Origin of the sequence: Brucella gallinifaecis (assembly GCF_006476605.1) — a bacterium.
In the GTDB taxonomy this organism is placed as follows: Bacteria; Pseudomonadota; Alphaproteobacteria; order Rhizobiales; family Rhizobiaceae; genus Brucella; species Brucella gallinifaecis.
In genome coordinates, this window is record NZ_ML636814.1 from 38,011 (window position 1) to 53,381 (window position 15,371).

Genomic DNA, 15,371 nt, shown 5'->3' on the forward strand with positions numbered 1-15,371 from the left:
TTTTTAAAAGAGGAACTGATATGGCCAAGGCTTATGCCAGCACGATCATCAATGCTCCTGTTCAGCGCGTATGGGCAGAAGTGCGTGACTTCAATGCTTTACCTGTCTGGAATCCTGCCATCCTCCAGAGCGAGATAGAAGATGGAAAGCCATCTGATGTTGTTGGTTGTGTACGTAGTTTTAAGCTCGCTGACGGAACGCATGTACGCGAACGCTTGTTATCACTCGATGACAGTCGTTACAGCTTTACATATAATTTTGAAAAGCCTGCTTTCCCGGTTAAAAACTATCGGGCCGGAATGGATTTAATCCCGGTGAGTAAAACAGGTGGAACTTTTGTGCAGTGGTGGGCAGAGTTTGATGAGGCACCGGAAGATAGTGGCAAATATACTGAAATCATCTCCGAGCTTGTTTTTTCTCAAGGTCTGATAGCACTGGCACGTAAAATTAATCTGGAGCCCAGTTCAGCAGAGCTTGAGGATATGTGGCAGGGTATGCGCCCCGCTAAAGTTTTTACTTCATCACCAATTGATGCTCCATTAGAGCTTGTCTGGGCAAAAATGCGTGACTTTGTGGGTATGGATCGCTGGCATCCAGATATTCGCGATATGAAAATGCTTGATGGTGTACCCGCTGATAAAGTGTCAGGAATTCGGGATTTTATATTCGGTGAAGGGCAATTATGGGAGCAGTTAACGCAATTGTCTGACACAGACCACTCTTTTCGATATCGTATATTGAAAAGCCCAATGCCGTGGCTCAATTATCATGCTGGCGCCCGTCTTTATCCTGTTACTGATAGTCGGACAACATTTGCAGTTTGGACTGCAGATTGGTGCGCGAGTGCAGTTGATGATCTCAAACTCATTCCAAACGTACAGAATAATGTTTTCCAATTGGCGTTTGATACGCTCAATGGCCAGCTGAAAAAAATGTAAGCTATGCAAAGCTTGTCGTTGACTACGGATCTTAGATTTAGGCTACGTAATTATGAGTCCGCAAGCTATGTTGAGAACTTATACAGCTCTTTGATATTTCTATATAAATGTTGTGTTTCTATGGGTTTATGCAGGAGGAGATATGTCACGCTATCTTTTCGGGCTTTCGGATGATGCATAGGCGGCGATCGAACCGCATTTGCCGCGAGGCAAGCCGAGTAAGCCAAGGGTCGATGACCGCCCGTAATCTCGGGCATTCTGCATGTGCTAAAACGGGATGCCGTTGGCGTGATGTTCTAGCCGCCTATGGGCCACCCCACCCACCACGATCTATAATCGCTACAATCGCTGGTCCCAAAGCAGGATCTGGCAACGCCTGTTCGAGAAGATCGCAGTAGACCAGTTGCCATTACCCTAACACCGGGAAACATCGCAGACATCAGCATTGCCATACCGCTCCTTGGAACCGTCGCGCCGCCAAGGCGGATGCTCGCCGACAAAGCCTATGACGCTGATAGCTTGCGCAACTGGCTAACAGCAAGGAACATCAAGGCCGCCATCCCCTCTACCGCTGCAAGGCGGACACCATACCCTCTCGATCAACGCATCTATCGTCGCTGAATGGATCAAATGAGTCCCAACCTAGATGAGCAGAAGTTTGTAGAGCACATCTGGGTGCCTATGGACAATCTAATTGCATGCATGCCAAATATTTTATGATCACTCAAAATTCAGTTTTTGATAAAGAGATTAAGTATGGCAGCGAATGCAACATTCATTACTCAGCAATAGGTTGTATCACAGGAATTCATTTCATTTTTTTCAAATATTCTACTTTGTATATAGTGCACGCGAGCGCTCCAGATGATGAAGCATCGCAGCTTCTGCGCCGTCTGAATTTTTGGCAGCGAGCATATCTATGATTTCTTCATGCTCAACCAGCGTATAATTTTCCTTACCCGTCCAGATCAGCATATGAGTATGATACTCGCGCAGCCATGCGAGCATAGCCTCACTCACACCAACAAAGATCGGATTGCCGGAAATCTTTGCAATACGACTATGAAATTCCATATCAGCCGAAATGAATGCATCCGCATCACCCAATGCTTCACGCTGGCGGCCAACAATCGCCCGAAGATCGGCGATATCCTGATCATTGGCTTTATAGGCCGCCTCACGCGCAATGCCTCGCTCGAAAAAAATACGTGCACTTTTAAGATGCTCCAGCGTATCCATTGATTGCGCAAGCATGATCTTGGCTGTCGGATCGACCTGCCGGAAAATTGAACGTGCAGTCAGTTTGAGAACTTTGGCACGTTCACCATGCGAAATGCTGACCAGACCCATCTTGGCAAGCGACTGCATCGCCTCGCGGATCGCAGGACGACCAACACCAAAGCGTTCCATCAGCACGCGTTCGGACGGCATTTCATCGCCCGGTGTCAACTCGCCGGACGTAATCATATTTTCGAGTCGGTCAAAAACCTCGTCGGACAATTTTCGGCGAACGATTGGTTCAACTGGCTTGTTCATTGCATCTCACTGTTCATGAGCTCTCTCCCTCTTATGCATCTTCAAGTGCCCGGATGAAAGTCGTTACCCACTTTCTCGTGAATGGGCTAACAATTTTCCACTTGCAGATATTGGAATACTCATTATACCAGTTTGCATTCAGAGCCAAGCGCTTCAATCGCATCCTGGAAAGTGAGGAGATACTTTCTGGCAAATGTGCGGAATATATTGCGTAAGCGTCTCTGGTATGGGTGGAACACGAGCAGCGAGCGACAAAATTCGATGAATATCCGTCTGACCTATCGCATTGAGACAACCGGCAGCATCGAACAGATGGCCGCCAAGATCGCCAGCGATCAGTCGACCGGCACTTTTGTCGCCCTTCCCGGAGAGACAGAAGAACTCAAAGCCCGCGTTGCAGCTCGCGTTCTGGAGATTCGCCCGCTTGAAGATGCCTCAGTTCCCGCCTGGCCGGAACTTGAAGCCGGACATGGACCGATCAAGCGTGCCGATGTCGATATAGCCTTTCCACTGGACGCTGTTGGTACCGACCTTGCAGCACTTATGACCATTGCCGTTGGCGGTGTTTATTCGATCAAAGGCATGAGTGGCATCCGTGTCGTTGACATGAAGCTGCCAGAAGCCTTCAAACATGCGCATCCCGGTCCGCAATTTGGCATCGCTGGAAGCCGCCGTCTGACAGGTGTGGAAAAACGTCCGATCATTGGTACCATCGTCAAACCAGCGCTTGGTTTGCGTCCCTATGAAACAGCGGAGCTTGTAGGCGAACTGATTGAGTCGGGCGTTGATTTTATCAAGGACGACGAAAAGCTGATGAGCCCGGCCTATTCACCGCTCAAAGAACGCATTGCAGCAATCATGCCGCTTATTCTTAATCATGAGCAGAAGACCGGCAAAAAAGTCATGTATGCTTTTGGCATTTCGCATGCCGATCCAGATGAGATGATGCGCAATCATGACATGGTGCTTGAGGCTGGCGGCAATTGCGCCGTAGTCAACATTAATTCGGTCGGATTTGGCGGCATGAGCTTTCTGCGCAAACGCTCCGGCCTTGTACTCCATGCACATCGCAATGGCTGGGATATTCTGACCCGGAATCCGGGCGCAGGCATGGATTTTCGCGTTTATCAACAATTCTGGCGCTTACTTGGCGTCGATCAATTCCAGATCAACGGTATCCGCGTCAAATACTGGGAACCGGACGAAAGCTTCGTCAATTCGTTCAAGGCTGTCAGCACACCACTGTTTGATCCATCCGATTGTCCGCTTCCTGTTGCCGGCTCCGGGCAGTGGGGCGGACAGGCACCGGAAACCTATGAGCGCACAGGCCGCACGACAGATCTGCTTTATCTGTGCGGAGGCGGCATTGTCAGCCATCCGGGTGGGCCAGCCGCCGGTGTGCGTGCCGTACAGCAGGCATGGGAAGCGGCAGTTGCTGGCATTCCGCTCGAGACTTACGCGACGGACCATCCCGAACTTGCAGCCTCGATTGCCAAATTCGGGAAAGGGGGTGAATAATGGCTCATAACCCTGAAAACCTGCTGCTGTCCTATTATGGTGATGACCTGACTGGTTCCACCGATGTGATGGAAGCCATGGCTTCCAATGGCGTTGATACAGTTCTGTTCATGAATGTGCCCGATGAAGCGCTTCTATCGCGCTTTTCGCGTTGCAAAGCCATAGGTCTTGCCGGCACCAGTCGCAGCGAAACGCCGGAATGGATGCAGGACAATCTGACACCTGCATTCAACTGGCTGAAAAGCCTGAATGCTGCAATTGCCCATTACAAGGTCTGCTCGACATTTGATTCTGCACCACATGTCGGCAATATTGGCAAGGCCATAGAAATCGGCAAAGCGACCTTCGATCAGGCCTATGTGCCAGTGATTGTCGGTGCACCGCAATTGAAGCGTTATACCGCTTTCGGCAATCTTTTTGCGGCTTATCAGAATGAAGTCTATCGCATAGACCGTCATCCGGTTATGAGCCGTCATCCGGTAACACCGATGCATGAAGCGGATCTGCGCGTACATCTGGCACAGCAGACAACGCTCAAAACTGTGCTTACAGACCTCGCAACCCTTTCAGCCAGCAATGCGAATGAACGCATAAATGCCATTGTCAAAAATACTGACGGCATATTGCTCCTCGATGTCGATAGTCATGAAAGCCAATTGCAGGCAGGTGAGCAGCTTTGGCGCTTGCGCCCTGATGCGGGCTGGTTCGTTGCAGGCTCCTCAGGCATTGAATATGCGCTTTTGGCAGCATGGAACAAGGCCGGCCTGATTGTCGGAAAAAAAGAATTTCCGCTGCCGGGCAAAGCCGATCGTATCGCAGTTGTTTCGGGCAGTGTGTCACCAACCACCGAACGCCAGATTCGCCATGCAACGGCTTCTGGTTTCACAGGTATCGATCTCAATCCGCTCGATCTGCTTGGAGAGAACGCTCATCAGGCTCTTGAAACTGCTATTGCGGAAGCGCAGCAGGCACTCCAGCAGGGCAACAGCGTTATCCTCAACACCGCGCTAGGGCCTTCGGCTGACCGGGGCAAAGAAATCGATAAGATTGCTGGCAGCCGCCATAAACTGGCGCGCAGCCTCGGCTTCATCCTGCGCAATCTTGTCGAGCGCGAAAAGCTTAGCCGCGCTGTCATTGCAGGCGGAGATACTTCCAGCCACGCATTGCGTGAATTGCATGTTGATGCACTCACAACGCTATTGCCGCTGCCACAAACACCGGGGTCGCCGCTTTGTACGGCACACGGCGCTCACGCCGCCACCAACGGCCTGCAGATTGCCCTCAAAGGCGGTCAGGTCGGTTCTGACGGATATTTCAGCCAGATTCGTGATGGCTTGACTGCCTGAATCTGGAATACTCATTGACTGGTTATACCAGTTAAGCTACCAAAAGCCTGGGAAGGAAATACAATCATGACAGCTATTGCTTTGTTCGGAGCTGGCGGCAAGATGGGATATCGTCTCGCCAAGAACCTCAAGGGGTCGCGTTTCGATGTACGTCACATCGAAGTCAGCGAAGTCGGTAAAGCACGCCTGAAGAACGAACTCGGCATCGATACTGTTGATGTCGATGCAGGACTGGAAGGCGCAGAAGTCGTCATTCTGGCTGTTCCAGATACCATTATCGGCAAGGTTGCAGCAGGCATTGTCGACAAGCTGAAGCCAGGCACAATGGTTGTTGCGCTTGATGCAGCAGCACCATTTGCAGGTCATCTGCCAGAACGTGCAGACCTCACCTATTTCGTAACCCATCCTTGCCATCCGCCAATCTTCAACGATGAAACCGATCCGGCAGCAAAGCGCGATTTCTTCGGTGGCATTGCAGCAAAGCAGCACATCGTTTCTGCTTTGATGCAGGGACCGGAAGAAGCCTATGCACTGGGTGAAGAAATTGCCAAGGTCATCTGGGCACCTGTAATGCGCTCGCACCGCGTTACCGTTGAGCAGCTCGCAATTCTCGAGCCGGGCCTGTCTGAAACCGTTGCAGCGTCGCTTCTCGTTGTCATGAAGCAGGCCATGGACGAAACCGTCCGTCGCGGCGTTCCTGAAGAAGCAGCACGCGACTTCCTGCTCGGCCACATGAATGTTCTCGGCGCTGTCATTTTTGGCGAAGTCGAAGGCGTATTCTCCGATGCCTGCAACAAGGCAATCGAATTCGGCATTCCTGCGCTGATGCGCGACGACTGGAAAAACGTTTTTGAACCGGAAGAAATCGCAGAAAGCATCCGTCGCATTACGTGACGTTTTTTTGGGAGGGCGTGAGGCGCCCTCCTTTTACCGCCTCTTGGGAAATGGGGCTTGATTTGGGAGGAAGATATGAAGTTTACACGCAGGACAATTGCGCGCAGTTTTGCGATAGCAGCCGTCTCCGCAACATTGGCAGGCGGCACAGTCATGCCGGCATGGGCCGCTGATCTGATCGCTATCATCACGCCATCGCATGATAATCCATTCTACAAGGCTGAAGCGGTTGGTGCCGAAGCCAAAGCCAAAGAACTTGGCTACGAAACGCTGATCCTTCAACACGACGATGATCCAACCAAGCAATCACAGCTTGTCGATACAGCGATTGGTCGTGGCGCCAAGGCTATTATTCTCGACAATGCCGGTTCGGAAGCATCGATCGCAGCGGTTCAAAAAGCTAAAGACGCCAATGTCCCATCATTCCTGATCGACCGTGAAATCAATGCCTCGGGCATTGCAGTTTCGCAGATCGTATCCAACAATTATCAGGGTGCACAGCTCGGCGCGGAAGAATTCGTCAAGCTGATGGGTGAAGAAGGCAATTATGTCGAGCTGCTGGGCCGCGAATCCGATCTCAATGCCGGCACCCGTTCCAAGGGCTATCACGACGTCATCGACGAATATCCAGATATGAAAATGGTTGCCCAGCAATCAGCCAACTGGAGCCAGACTGAAGCTTTCTCCAAAATGCAGAGTATCTTGCAGGCAAACCCCGACATCAAGGGCGTGATTTCCGGCAACGACACCATGGCCATGGGCGCATGGGCTGCTCTTGAAGCGGCTGGTCGCAAGGACGTTATTGTTGTTGGCTTCGATGGCTCCAATGATGTTCGTGATTCGATCAAGGCTGGCGGCATCAAGGCAACTGTTCTTCAGCCAGCCTATGCTCAGGCACAGATGGCTGTCGTTCAGGCTGACGAATATATCAAGACCGGTAAGGGACCTGCTGAAGAAAAGCAGCTGATGGACTGCGTTCTTATCAACCCGGACAATGCTGACAAGCTCGAAACCTTCGCTTTGAAGGACTAACTCCCAAGGCTTGTGATATCGGGAGCGCCAACAAATGCTAGCGCTCCCGATATGTTCCTAATACCGAGGATAAAATCATGTCAGTGCTGAAGTCAGCTTCCATTATCGTGCTGGCCTGCGGTGTCGCGCTTTCGGGCTGCAAAATCATTAAAACACCGACAGCAGAAGAAGCCGCAGAAGCACGCGGCGATAATTTCGATCCCGATCGTTCGGTTGCCGATATCTGGGATTCAAAAGTTAAGCCATTTTTTGCTGAGAAAACTGTAACACTCGATGAAGTGATGCAGGCAGCAAATGCGAATACGGACGCCGCCGGAGAAAAATACGGTCATCGCGAAAAGCAGGGCAATGCACCCTGGACTTTTGCGGCCAAACTCGAAGGCACAGTGGTCGGCGCTGAAACAAAATCACGTGCAGCCTATGTTGATGTCGACAGCAATAATGATGGCAAAGCTGATGCGCGTGTGCAAATCGGACCGACCGTTCGTGGCAGTGCAATACGCGACAGCCTCCCCTTCGTAAACTTTAACGAGTTTCGCAACCAGATCGACTGGGCTCAATTTGGCAAGGCTTTCAACACCCGCATCAATGAGGATGTTCTGTCAAAGCTTCCGCGCGAAAATCTTGTTGGGATGAAGGTGAAAGCCGAAGGTGCTTTCCCGCTACCATCAAAAGGTCAGCTTCCTCTTGTGACGCCCATTTCCATCTCGATGGAGAAATAGCTCATGGAGGCGGAATTGAACGAGAAAGAGGATATTGTCCTCAAGCTTGAAGATATTTCCAAGGTCTATTCAGGCATTGTCGCGGTGAAGCGTGCCAATCTTGAATTGCGCCGGGGTTCAGTCAATGTGCTTGTCGGCGAAAACGGCGCGGGCAAGTCTACGCTGATGAAAATTATCGCTGGTGTTGAGCGGCCAACTCTTGGGAAAATCATTCTAGACGGCGAAGAAGTGTCATTTGACAGCCCCGCCGATGCGCAAAAACGCGGCATTGCAATGATCTTTCAGGAATTAAACCTGTTTTCAAACATGACGGTGGCAGAGAATATTTTTGCCACCCGCGAGATTACACGTGGCCTGTTTGGTATTGATCACAAAGCACAGGTCACAAAGGCGAACGAATATCTCGATCGACTGGACGCTGGCATCAATGCAAATACGCTCGTCGCCGATTTGCCGATCGGTCAACAACAGCTTGTCGAAATCGCCAAAGCTGTTTCGCTTGATGCGCGTATTGTGATCATGGACGAGCCGACTTCCGCGCTTTCAGCTGCTGAAGTCGATATTCTGTTCAAGGTCATTGCAGACCTGAAAAGCCAGGGCGTTGCAATCGTCTATATTTCGCATCGTCTTGAAGAACTGATGCGCATTGGCGATTATATTACGGTTCTGCGTGACGGACAGATCACGGGTCAGGAAGAAATCAAAAATATCGATACGCAATGGATTGTGCGTTCGATGATCGGCTCTGACGCTAAGGATTTCGCAAAAGCTGTAACACATAAGATCGGTGATGAGCGGTTTCGTGCTGAAAACATCACACTGCCCCGTGCAACCGGCGGACTTGCTGTTGATAATGTATCGCTAAGTGTTCGCGCAGGCGAAGTTCTGGGCATTTATGGGCTGATGGGCGCAGGACGTTCCGAGTTTTTTGAATGTATCATGGGCCAGCATGGGCATGCCACCGGCCAAATCTATATCGATGGCAAGCAAGTGAAGGAACGCGATACAACCCGCCGTATCCGACGCGGCCTTGCCCTCATACCGGAAGATCGCCAGCGCGAAGGTCTGGTACAGATTTTGTCAATTGCCAGCAATCTGACACTGGCAAGCCTTGATCGTCTGGCTCACTTCTTTCACATTTCACCAAGACGTGAAAAGCAGGCTATTCAACAGGCGATCAAAGACCTTGCAATCAAGGCGCCAAACCCTGAATTTGAAGTTACATCAATGTCAGGTGGCAACCAGCAGAAGGTTGTCATCGGCAAAGCGCTGATGACCAGTCCCAAAGTCCTTCTGATGGACGAGCCATCGCGCGGTATTGATGTGGGCGCGAAAGCCGATGTCTTCCGCACCATGCGCAGGCTAGCCGCAGAAGGTCTTTCCATTCTCTTTTCAACCTCTGATCTTGAAGAAGTCATGGCACTCTCCGATCGCATCGCAGTGCTTAGCAATGGCAAACTGGTTGCCATTTTTGACCGCGATAAAGCGACAGAAGCCGACATTGTTGCCGCTTCGGCCAAGGGCCACGGACATGTCCACGACCCTGACCACGACCATGACCAACAAACAAGGGAACTCGCGTCATGACAGCCAAAAGCACGGCAGCCTCTGACCCAGGCTTTTCAAGCGGATCAGCTTTGCTGACCCTTATGAAACTCAGAACCTTCATTGCACTTTTTGCGGTGTTCATCTTTTTTTCGTTCGCAGCACCGAACTTTCTTTCAGCTGCCAACCTGATCCTGATGTCAAAACATGTCGCGCTTAACGCATTCCTTGCAATGGGCATGACCTTCGTCATCATCACAGGCGGCATCGACCTTTCCGTCGGATCCATTGTCGGGCTTTGCGGCATGGTTGCCGGTGGTCTGTTGATCTATGGTATCGATCTTGGCATTGGCTATACAATCTACTTCAATATTATCGAAATATCGCTGATTACTCTGGCTGTTGGGGTCGCAGTCGGTTTCATAAACGGGCTGTTAATAACCAAACTGAATGTTGCGCCCTTTATTGCGACACTTGGAACGCTTTATGTCGCGCGTGGTCTGGCGCTTTTATCTTCAGATGGCCAGACTTTCCCGAACCTTGTAGGTCGTGAAGACCTTGGCACAACCGGCTTTGCATTTCTTGGCTCCGGCAATATTCTCGGCCTTCCGGTATCAATCTGGATTTTGATCGTTGTCGCATTGGCTGCAGCCTATATCGCGCGATACACCCCGCTTGGTCGGCAGATTTTCGCAGTCGGCGGCAATGAACGTGCGGCACGCATGTCAGGTATTCGTGTCGATCGTGTAAAAATGTTTGTTTACATGTTTTCAGGTTTCTGTGCTGCGATTGCAGGGCTTATCATCTCGTCCGAACTGATGTCGTCGCATCCGGCAACAGGTAATTCGTTCGAATTGAACGCCATTGCAGCAGCAGTTCTCGGCGGCACCTCGATGTCGGGCGGACGTGGTACCATTGGTGGTACAATTATCGGTGCATTTGTCATCGGTATTCTATCCGATGGTCTGGTCATGATGGGCGTATCGTCCTTCTGGCAGATGGTCATCAAGGGACTTGTCATCATTATTGCCGTGGTGGTTGATCAGGCACAGCGCCGCCTTCAACAGCGTGTAACACTCATGCAAATGGCAAAAGCAGGATAAAGGCTCAGTAAATGGCAGAATTGAATGGCGCTCTGGTCGGTTGCGGTTTTTTCGCAATAAACCAGATGCATGCATGGAATGACGTTTCGGGTGCCAAAATCGTGGCAATTTGCGACCGTGATCCTGAGCGGTTGAAGATTGTCGGCGACCAGTTTGGCATAGAACGCCGCTACACGGATGCGCAAGCGCTGTTTGCGGATGGTGGCATCGACTTTGTCGATATCGCCACCACAGTTTCAAGCCACCGTGCTCTGGTGGAACTTGCAGCCGCCCACAAGGTGCCAGCAATCTGCCAGAAGCCTTTTGCCAAAACGCTTGATGATGCAAAGGCTATGGTGAAGGTCTGTGATGACGCAGGCATTCCACTTATGGTGCATGAAAACTTTCGCTGGCAGACACCTATTCAAGCCGTGCGCAAGGCGCTCGACAGCGGCGTCATCGGCTCGCCATTCTGGGGGCGGTTTTCCTTTCGCTCGGGCTTCGACGTGTTTTCCGGCCAACCTTATCTGGCAGAAGGTGAGCGCTTCATCATCGAAGACCTTGGCATCCATACGCTTGATATAGCACGCTTTATTCTTGGCGATGTGACAGGGCTTGTTGCGCGCACAAAGCGCGTCAACCCAAAGATCAAAGGTGAGGATGTGGCCACCATTCTCATGGATCACGAAAATGGTGCGACCTCGATTGTTGACGTAAGCTATGCCACCAAGCTCGAAACCGATCCATTCCCTGAAACTTTGATTGAGCTTGATGGTACGGAAGGCTCAATCCGGCTTTATCAAGGTTATCGTCTTGAGGTGATTACGCCAAACAGCACAACGGTTTCAGATGTTTCGCCAAGACTGCTCTCATGGGCCTCACGCCCTTGGCACAATATTCAGGAAAGCGTTTTTGCTATTCAGCAACATTGGATAGATAAGCTTTTAACTGGTGAAGAGACATCGACATCGGGCCTGGACAATCTCAAGACCTTTGCACTTGTCGAAGCGGCCTATGACAGTGCTGCAAGCGGCAACTCCATTGATATTGCGACGTTGCTCAAATGAATAAAATTGATCCTTTCCAGCTTTTTGGAACATGTGAGGCTGAAACACCTCCTCTGCGCCTCAAGGCAGGTTTGCTCGAAGCCGATCTTAGCAATGGTAATCTTCGCACCATCACCTATGGGGGCGTGGAGGTTTTACGTGCAATTTCCTATCTGGTTCGGGATCGTGACTGGGGGACCTATAGTCCAGAAATTCATGACCTCAACATCAAGCAAGACGACACTGGCTTTGCTCTCACCTATCAGTCAATATGTGAAGGTCCAAACGCATCGAGACTTGTGATTGATGTGAATATCGAGGCGGACAAGAACGGAAAACTTACTTTCGATGCCGTCGCCAATACAGCAACAGGCTTTGAAACAAACCGTTGTGGTTTCTGCATTCTGCATCCAATCGTCGGCGTAGCAGGCTCACCTGTGAGCGTCGAACATGTCGATGGTACGCTTAACAAAACTCGCCTGCCCGATCTGATTGAACCATGGCAGCCTTTTAAGGATATGCGTGCGATCACCCATAAGGTCATGCCTGGCGTTTCAGCCGAATGCCGCATGGAAGGCGATACTTTTGAAATGGAAGACCAGCGCAACTGGTCCGATGCGTCTTACAAGACCTATGTACGCCCACTGGCTTTGCCGTGGCCTTACCAGATCGAAGCAAATCAGCCTCACCATCAGCGCATTATGCTCACCATTTCCGACACGCGCATAGTGGTACCAAAAGCCAGCCGGAAGACAGATCCGGTGTGCATTACACTTGGTGATGCAAGCGGTAAAATGCCTGATATCGGCATCATTGTCACCCCGGAAGAAGCCAAAGCAAGCCTGGCTGCAATTGATTTGTTGCAGGAGGTTAGGCCGCAGAATCTGTTATTTCATTATGACCCGCTGGCAGGTCATAAAGGTCTAGCATTTGCGGATTTTGCGGCCTTGGCTGCCAAGCATAGTGGGCGCGTTTCACTTGAAATAGCTTTACCGTGCCAGACAGCACTCATCGATGAAACGTTGGCAATTGCTTCTGACATGAAAGCGGCTGGTTTTAACCCTGATGCGATCATTATTTCTCCAGCCATAGATCGGCAATCAACACCACCGGGCAGCAAATGGCCACCCTGCCCACCGCTCGAAGATGTCTATACAGCCGCACGGGCAGCTTTCCCTAATATTCGGCTGGGAGGCGGCATGTTGAGCTATTTCACCGAGCTTAATCGCAAGCGCGTTCCTGGTGAGTTTGTTGATTTTATCACCCATTGCACCAATCCGATTGTTCATGCCGCTGATGACCTGAGTGTCATGCAGACATTGGAGGCTCTGCCTTTCATTACCCGTTCGGTGCGGGCGATCTATGGAGACAGGCCCTATCGCATAGGTCCATCCACCATTCCCATGCGCCAGAATCCTTATGGCAGCAAGACGATGGAAAACCCGAATGGCAAGCGCATTGCCATGGCCAATCGTGATCCGCGGCATAATGGAAAATTCGCAGAAAGCTATGCAATGGGTTATGCAATTTCAGTGCTGAATGCAGAACTTGATTGCCTCACACTTTCAGCACTCACTAGCCCATTTGGACTGATAGCAGGTGAAGGCGAACCGACGGCGGCTGGTGGCAAACGTCCTTTATTCAACACGGTGAAGCTGCTGGCTTCGCTTGCAGGCAAAAGCTGGCGGCAATGCCAGTCCTCAAGACCATCCGAGGTTCTAGGTCTTACAGTAGAACATCGGACATGGCTCATCAATATTACGTCTTGTGAACAAAAAGTCGCTTTGCCGGGATATGAGTTCGTCACATTGCCTGCATATGGACTGCAAGGCCCATATGAAGAAATTTGAACCTATTCAAAATAGATTCTATTTTACCCATTCTACTGAGTGATGAACTCAGTACAGATCAGGATTATAATAAATAATACCAGAAAATACTGAAATATTTTCCTCTTAATTCGCATTGCAAGTATTATTACAAATACTTCCATAACAAAAAATAATATATTATATGCATTGTCACTTTTTTCATTTACAGATAAATCATAAAAAACATCTCTCACCATCTCAACAAAACTTATAAATATTAGTAATGACATAAGCCAATATTTACGTGAAAAGAAATAATTTTCATAATTATAATATTCTGCGACATCATCTGGAGTTAGCGTAACGCATATGAAAAAAAGGCTAAACACATAAATTATGTCTAGTAAATAATTATATACATTATAATTTTGAACTGAACCCTCTAAAATATACCCCCACCAGAAATTTATTATCCACAACAAAACAGCAACTATCCAACCCATATGTATATAAGATATAATATTTTTGTTGGGATGTTGAATAAATTTTGATAAAAATATTAGTATTCTGGATAAGCATAAACTAATTCCTATGCCATTTATAATTCTGACATGAGAAAATATATCAGATACACTTATAATTTTATCTGCTTCAGAAATCATATTTTACCTTTATTAATTAAAATATATTTCTAATTTAGCTAACATACTATAACATACAAATTGAAAATACATTTAAATTTATAGTATATAGTAATTTATAAGACAGAAATGTTTTTAAAAATAATTAAGAGAAGTAATTTAATTTTTGTTATTAATTGTGTCGATTTCAGATGGAAGGACAGGAATTAATCACGAATTACTTCTCGTTTCAATGACCTCACATGATCAGCAAGTCGTTCGAGCAGAGCGACGGTCATTTTTGTATTGACGAGGACAGTCGGCCATTCTCCGAACCACAGGTTTTTGGTGATGCTGATCGGGGGGAGAGGGCTCGTAGGGCTGTGTCACTAATTTTTCAACAGGCAAGGGGGGAGGACTGATCTGTTGACGCAATTATGCCGCGAGCTCTGCAAAGGCCTCGAATAGCGACCGGTTGTTGTTCGCAAACTGTTTCGTACGCATCATATGCGCAACTTCAATGCCTGCAACTGTCGAGAAAGCTGAATGAAACGCCTTGAAGCCCAATATGGGTTTGCTGATCTTCCTGATGAAAAGATGGTCCTGTTGAAGCATATTGTTGAGGTATTTGACCTGCAGGATTTCAAGCGGCTTGCCCGTACCGGTGATCTTCAGGCTATTGTTCATAGTTTGAGCACTCGTAAAATTGAGTTCACTTTCATCAATGATTATATTGCCCCGAATGCCTTTATTAGCGATCCCTTCTTAAGGAAGCGCCAAGCAGCACCCGGATTGCGGTGCTCAGAGAGCATAAACTCAAGTGTTTGTCCGACACGATCAATCTCTACGCCGCGTCTAGTCATTACTTACTGAAGATCATGATAGGAAGCGGCATAACGGACGTATAAGAAAATAGCATACAGAATGACGCTTTTGGGAAAAGGAGTACCTTTGAAGTCAACTATCTATGTAGTTTCTTCACTTAATTCCCCCTCCAAAGGGAATATATCTTAGATGAAGTGAAAAATTGAAATATAATTTGAAGACGTTTTGAAAAAACCGATACACTATTGCTCTCGTCGTAGTTTTTTGCACAGTACTACTTGATACACTCAACTCGCGAAGAGTTTCATCAGAAGATTTATATTGCTGCTGCAGAATATTGGCTCATATTCATCCACGCAGCCTAATGCAAAATCTGATCTAGGAACAGTTTCGTGCGCTCATGCTGCGGATTGTCGAAAAACTCGGCTGGTGAATTCTGCTCAACAATCTGTCCCT

At 49.0% G+C, this 15,371-nt stretch carries 11 protein-coding genes and 3 pseudogenes; 11 read left to right on the forward strand and 3 right to left on the reverse strand.

The window, feature by feature from the left end; genetic code table 11:
* Window positions 1-20 precede the first annotated feature (20 nt).
* Together FHY56_RS15950 and FHY56_RS18220 are read left to right on the forward strand one after the other, a co-directional pair.
* Window positions 21-938: an SRPBCC family protein gene (locus FHY56_RS15950; RefSeq protein ID WP_140906139.1), complete on the forward strand. Its 918-nt coding sequence runs from the start codon at window positions 21-23 to the stop codon at window positions 936-938.
* Window positions 939-1,125: 187 nt separating this feature from the next.
* Window positions 1,126-1,556: pseudogene (locus FHY56_RS18220) on the forward strand (transposase); the annotation flags it as partial.
* A 213-nt stretch (window positions 1,557-1,769) separates the two neighbouring features.
* Here the strand turns inward: FHY56_RS18220 and FHY56_RS15960 are convergent.
* Window positions 1,770-2,474 (reverse strand): transcriptional regulator NanR, encoded by a 705-nt coding sequence (locus FHY56_RS15960; RefSeq protein ID WP_140906140.1) that lies wholly within the window; start codon window positions 2,472-2,474, stop codon window positions 1,770-1,772.
* A 261-nt stretch (window positions 2,475-2,735) separates the two neighbouring features.
* Here FHY56_RS15960 and oiaX point away from each other — a divergent pair, with 261 nt between their 5' ends.
* The 9 genes from oiaX (at window position 2,736) to apnL (ending at window position 13,509) form a co-directional block, all read left to right on the forward strand.
* Window positions 2,736-3,992 (forward strand): 3-oxo-isoapionate-4-phosphate decarboxylase OiaX, encoded by a 1,257-nt coding sequence (oiaX, locus tag FHY56_RS15965; protein ID WP_140906141.1) that lies wholly within the window; start codon window positions 2,736-2,738, stop codon window positions 3,990-3,992.
* Entirely contained in the window at window positions 3,992-5,338 is a 1,347-nt protein-coding gene (locus FHY56_RS15970; RefSeq protein WP_140906142.1) for a four-carbon acid sugar kinase family protein, read from the forward strand. The genes oiaX and FHY56_RS15970 overlap by 1 nt, the downstream gene beginning before the upstream one ends.
* 66 nt (window positions 5,339-5,404) lie before the next feature.
* Window positions 5,405-6,232 carry a phosphogluconate dehydrogenase C-terminal domain-containing protein gene (locus FHY56_RS15975; protein WP_140906143.1) on the forward strand — a complete coding sequence of 276 codons (828 nt, stop codon included), beginning with the start codon at window positions 5,405-5,407 and terminating at the stop codon, window positions 6,230-6,232.
* A gap of 75 nt (window positions 6,233-6,307) precedes the next feature.
* Window positions 6,308-7,264, forward strand: a complete 957-nt coding sequence (locus FHY56_RS15980) for a D-ribose ABC transporter substrate-binding protein (RefSeq protein ID WP_140906144.1) — start codon at window positions 6,308-6,310, stop codon at window positions 7,262-7,264.
* A gap of 77 nt (window positions 7,265-7,341) precedes the next feature.
* Window positions 7,342-7,986, forward strand: a complete 645-nt coding sequence (locus FHY56_RS15985; protein WP_140906145.1) for a DUF2291 family protein — start codon at window positions 7,342-7,344, stop codon at window positions 7,984-7,986.
* A gap of 3 nt (window positions 7,987-7,989) precedes the next feature.
* The gene (locus tag FHY56_RS15990) at window positions 7,990-9,573 is read left to right on the forward strand and encodes a sugar ABC transporter ATP-binding protein (RefSeq protein WP_140906146.1); all 1,584 of its coding nucleotides are present in this window, start codon (window positions 7,990-7,992) and stop codon (window positions 9,571-9,573) included.
* The gene (locus FHY56_RS15995) at window positions 9,570-10,634 is read left to right on the forward strand and encodes an ABC transporter permease (RefSeq protein ID WP_140906147.1); all 1,065 of its coding nucleotides are present in this window, start codon (window positions 9,570-9,572) and stop codon (window positions 10,632-10,634) included. Before FHY56_RS15990 ends, FHY56_RS15995 begins: the two co-directional genes overlap by 4 nt.
* 11 nt (window positions 10,635-10,645) lie before the next feature.
* On the forward strand, window positions 10,646-11,680 hold the full coding sequence (locus FHY56_RS16000) for a Gfo/Idh/MocA family protein (RefSeq protein ID WP_140906148.1): 1,035 nt from the start codon (window positions 10,646-10,648) through the stop codon (window positions 11,678-11,680).
* Complete coding sequence (gene apnL, locus FHY56_RS16005) at window positions 11,677-13,509, forward strand: D-apionate lactonase (protein WP_140906149.1); 1,833 nt, start codon at window positions 11,677-11,679, stop codon at window positions 13,507-13,509. The genes FHY56_RS16000 and apnL overlap by 4 nt, the downstream gene beginning before the upstream one ends.
* Before the next feature lie 1,016 nt (window positions 13,510-14,525).
* Here apnL and FHY56_RS16010 read toward each other — a convergent pair.
* Both FHY56_RS16010 and FHY56_RS16015 read right to left on the reverse strand, forming a co-directional pair.
* Window positions 14,526-15,055 (reverse strand): annotated as a pseudogene (locus tag FHY56_RS16010) (DDE-type integrase/transposase/recombinase).
* Between the two features lie 221 nt (window positions 15,056-15,276).
* Window positions 15,277-15,371: pseudogene (locus FHY56_RS16015) on the reverse strand (amino acid ABC transporter ATP-binding protein); the annotation flags it as partial.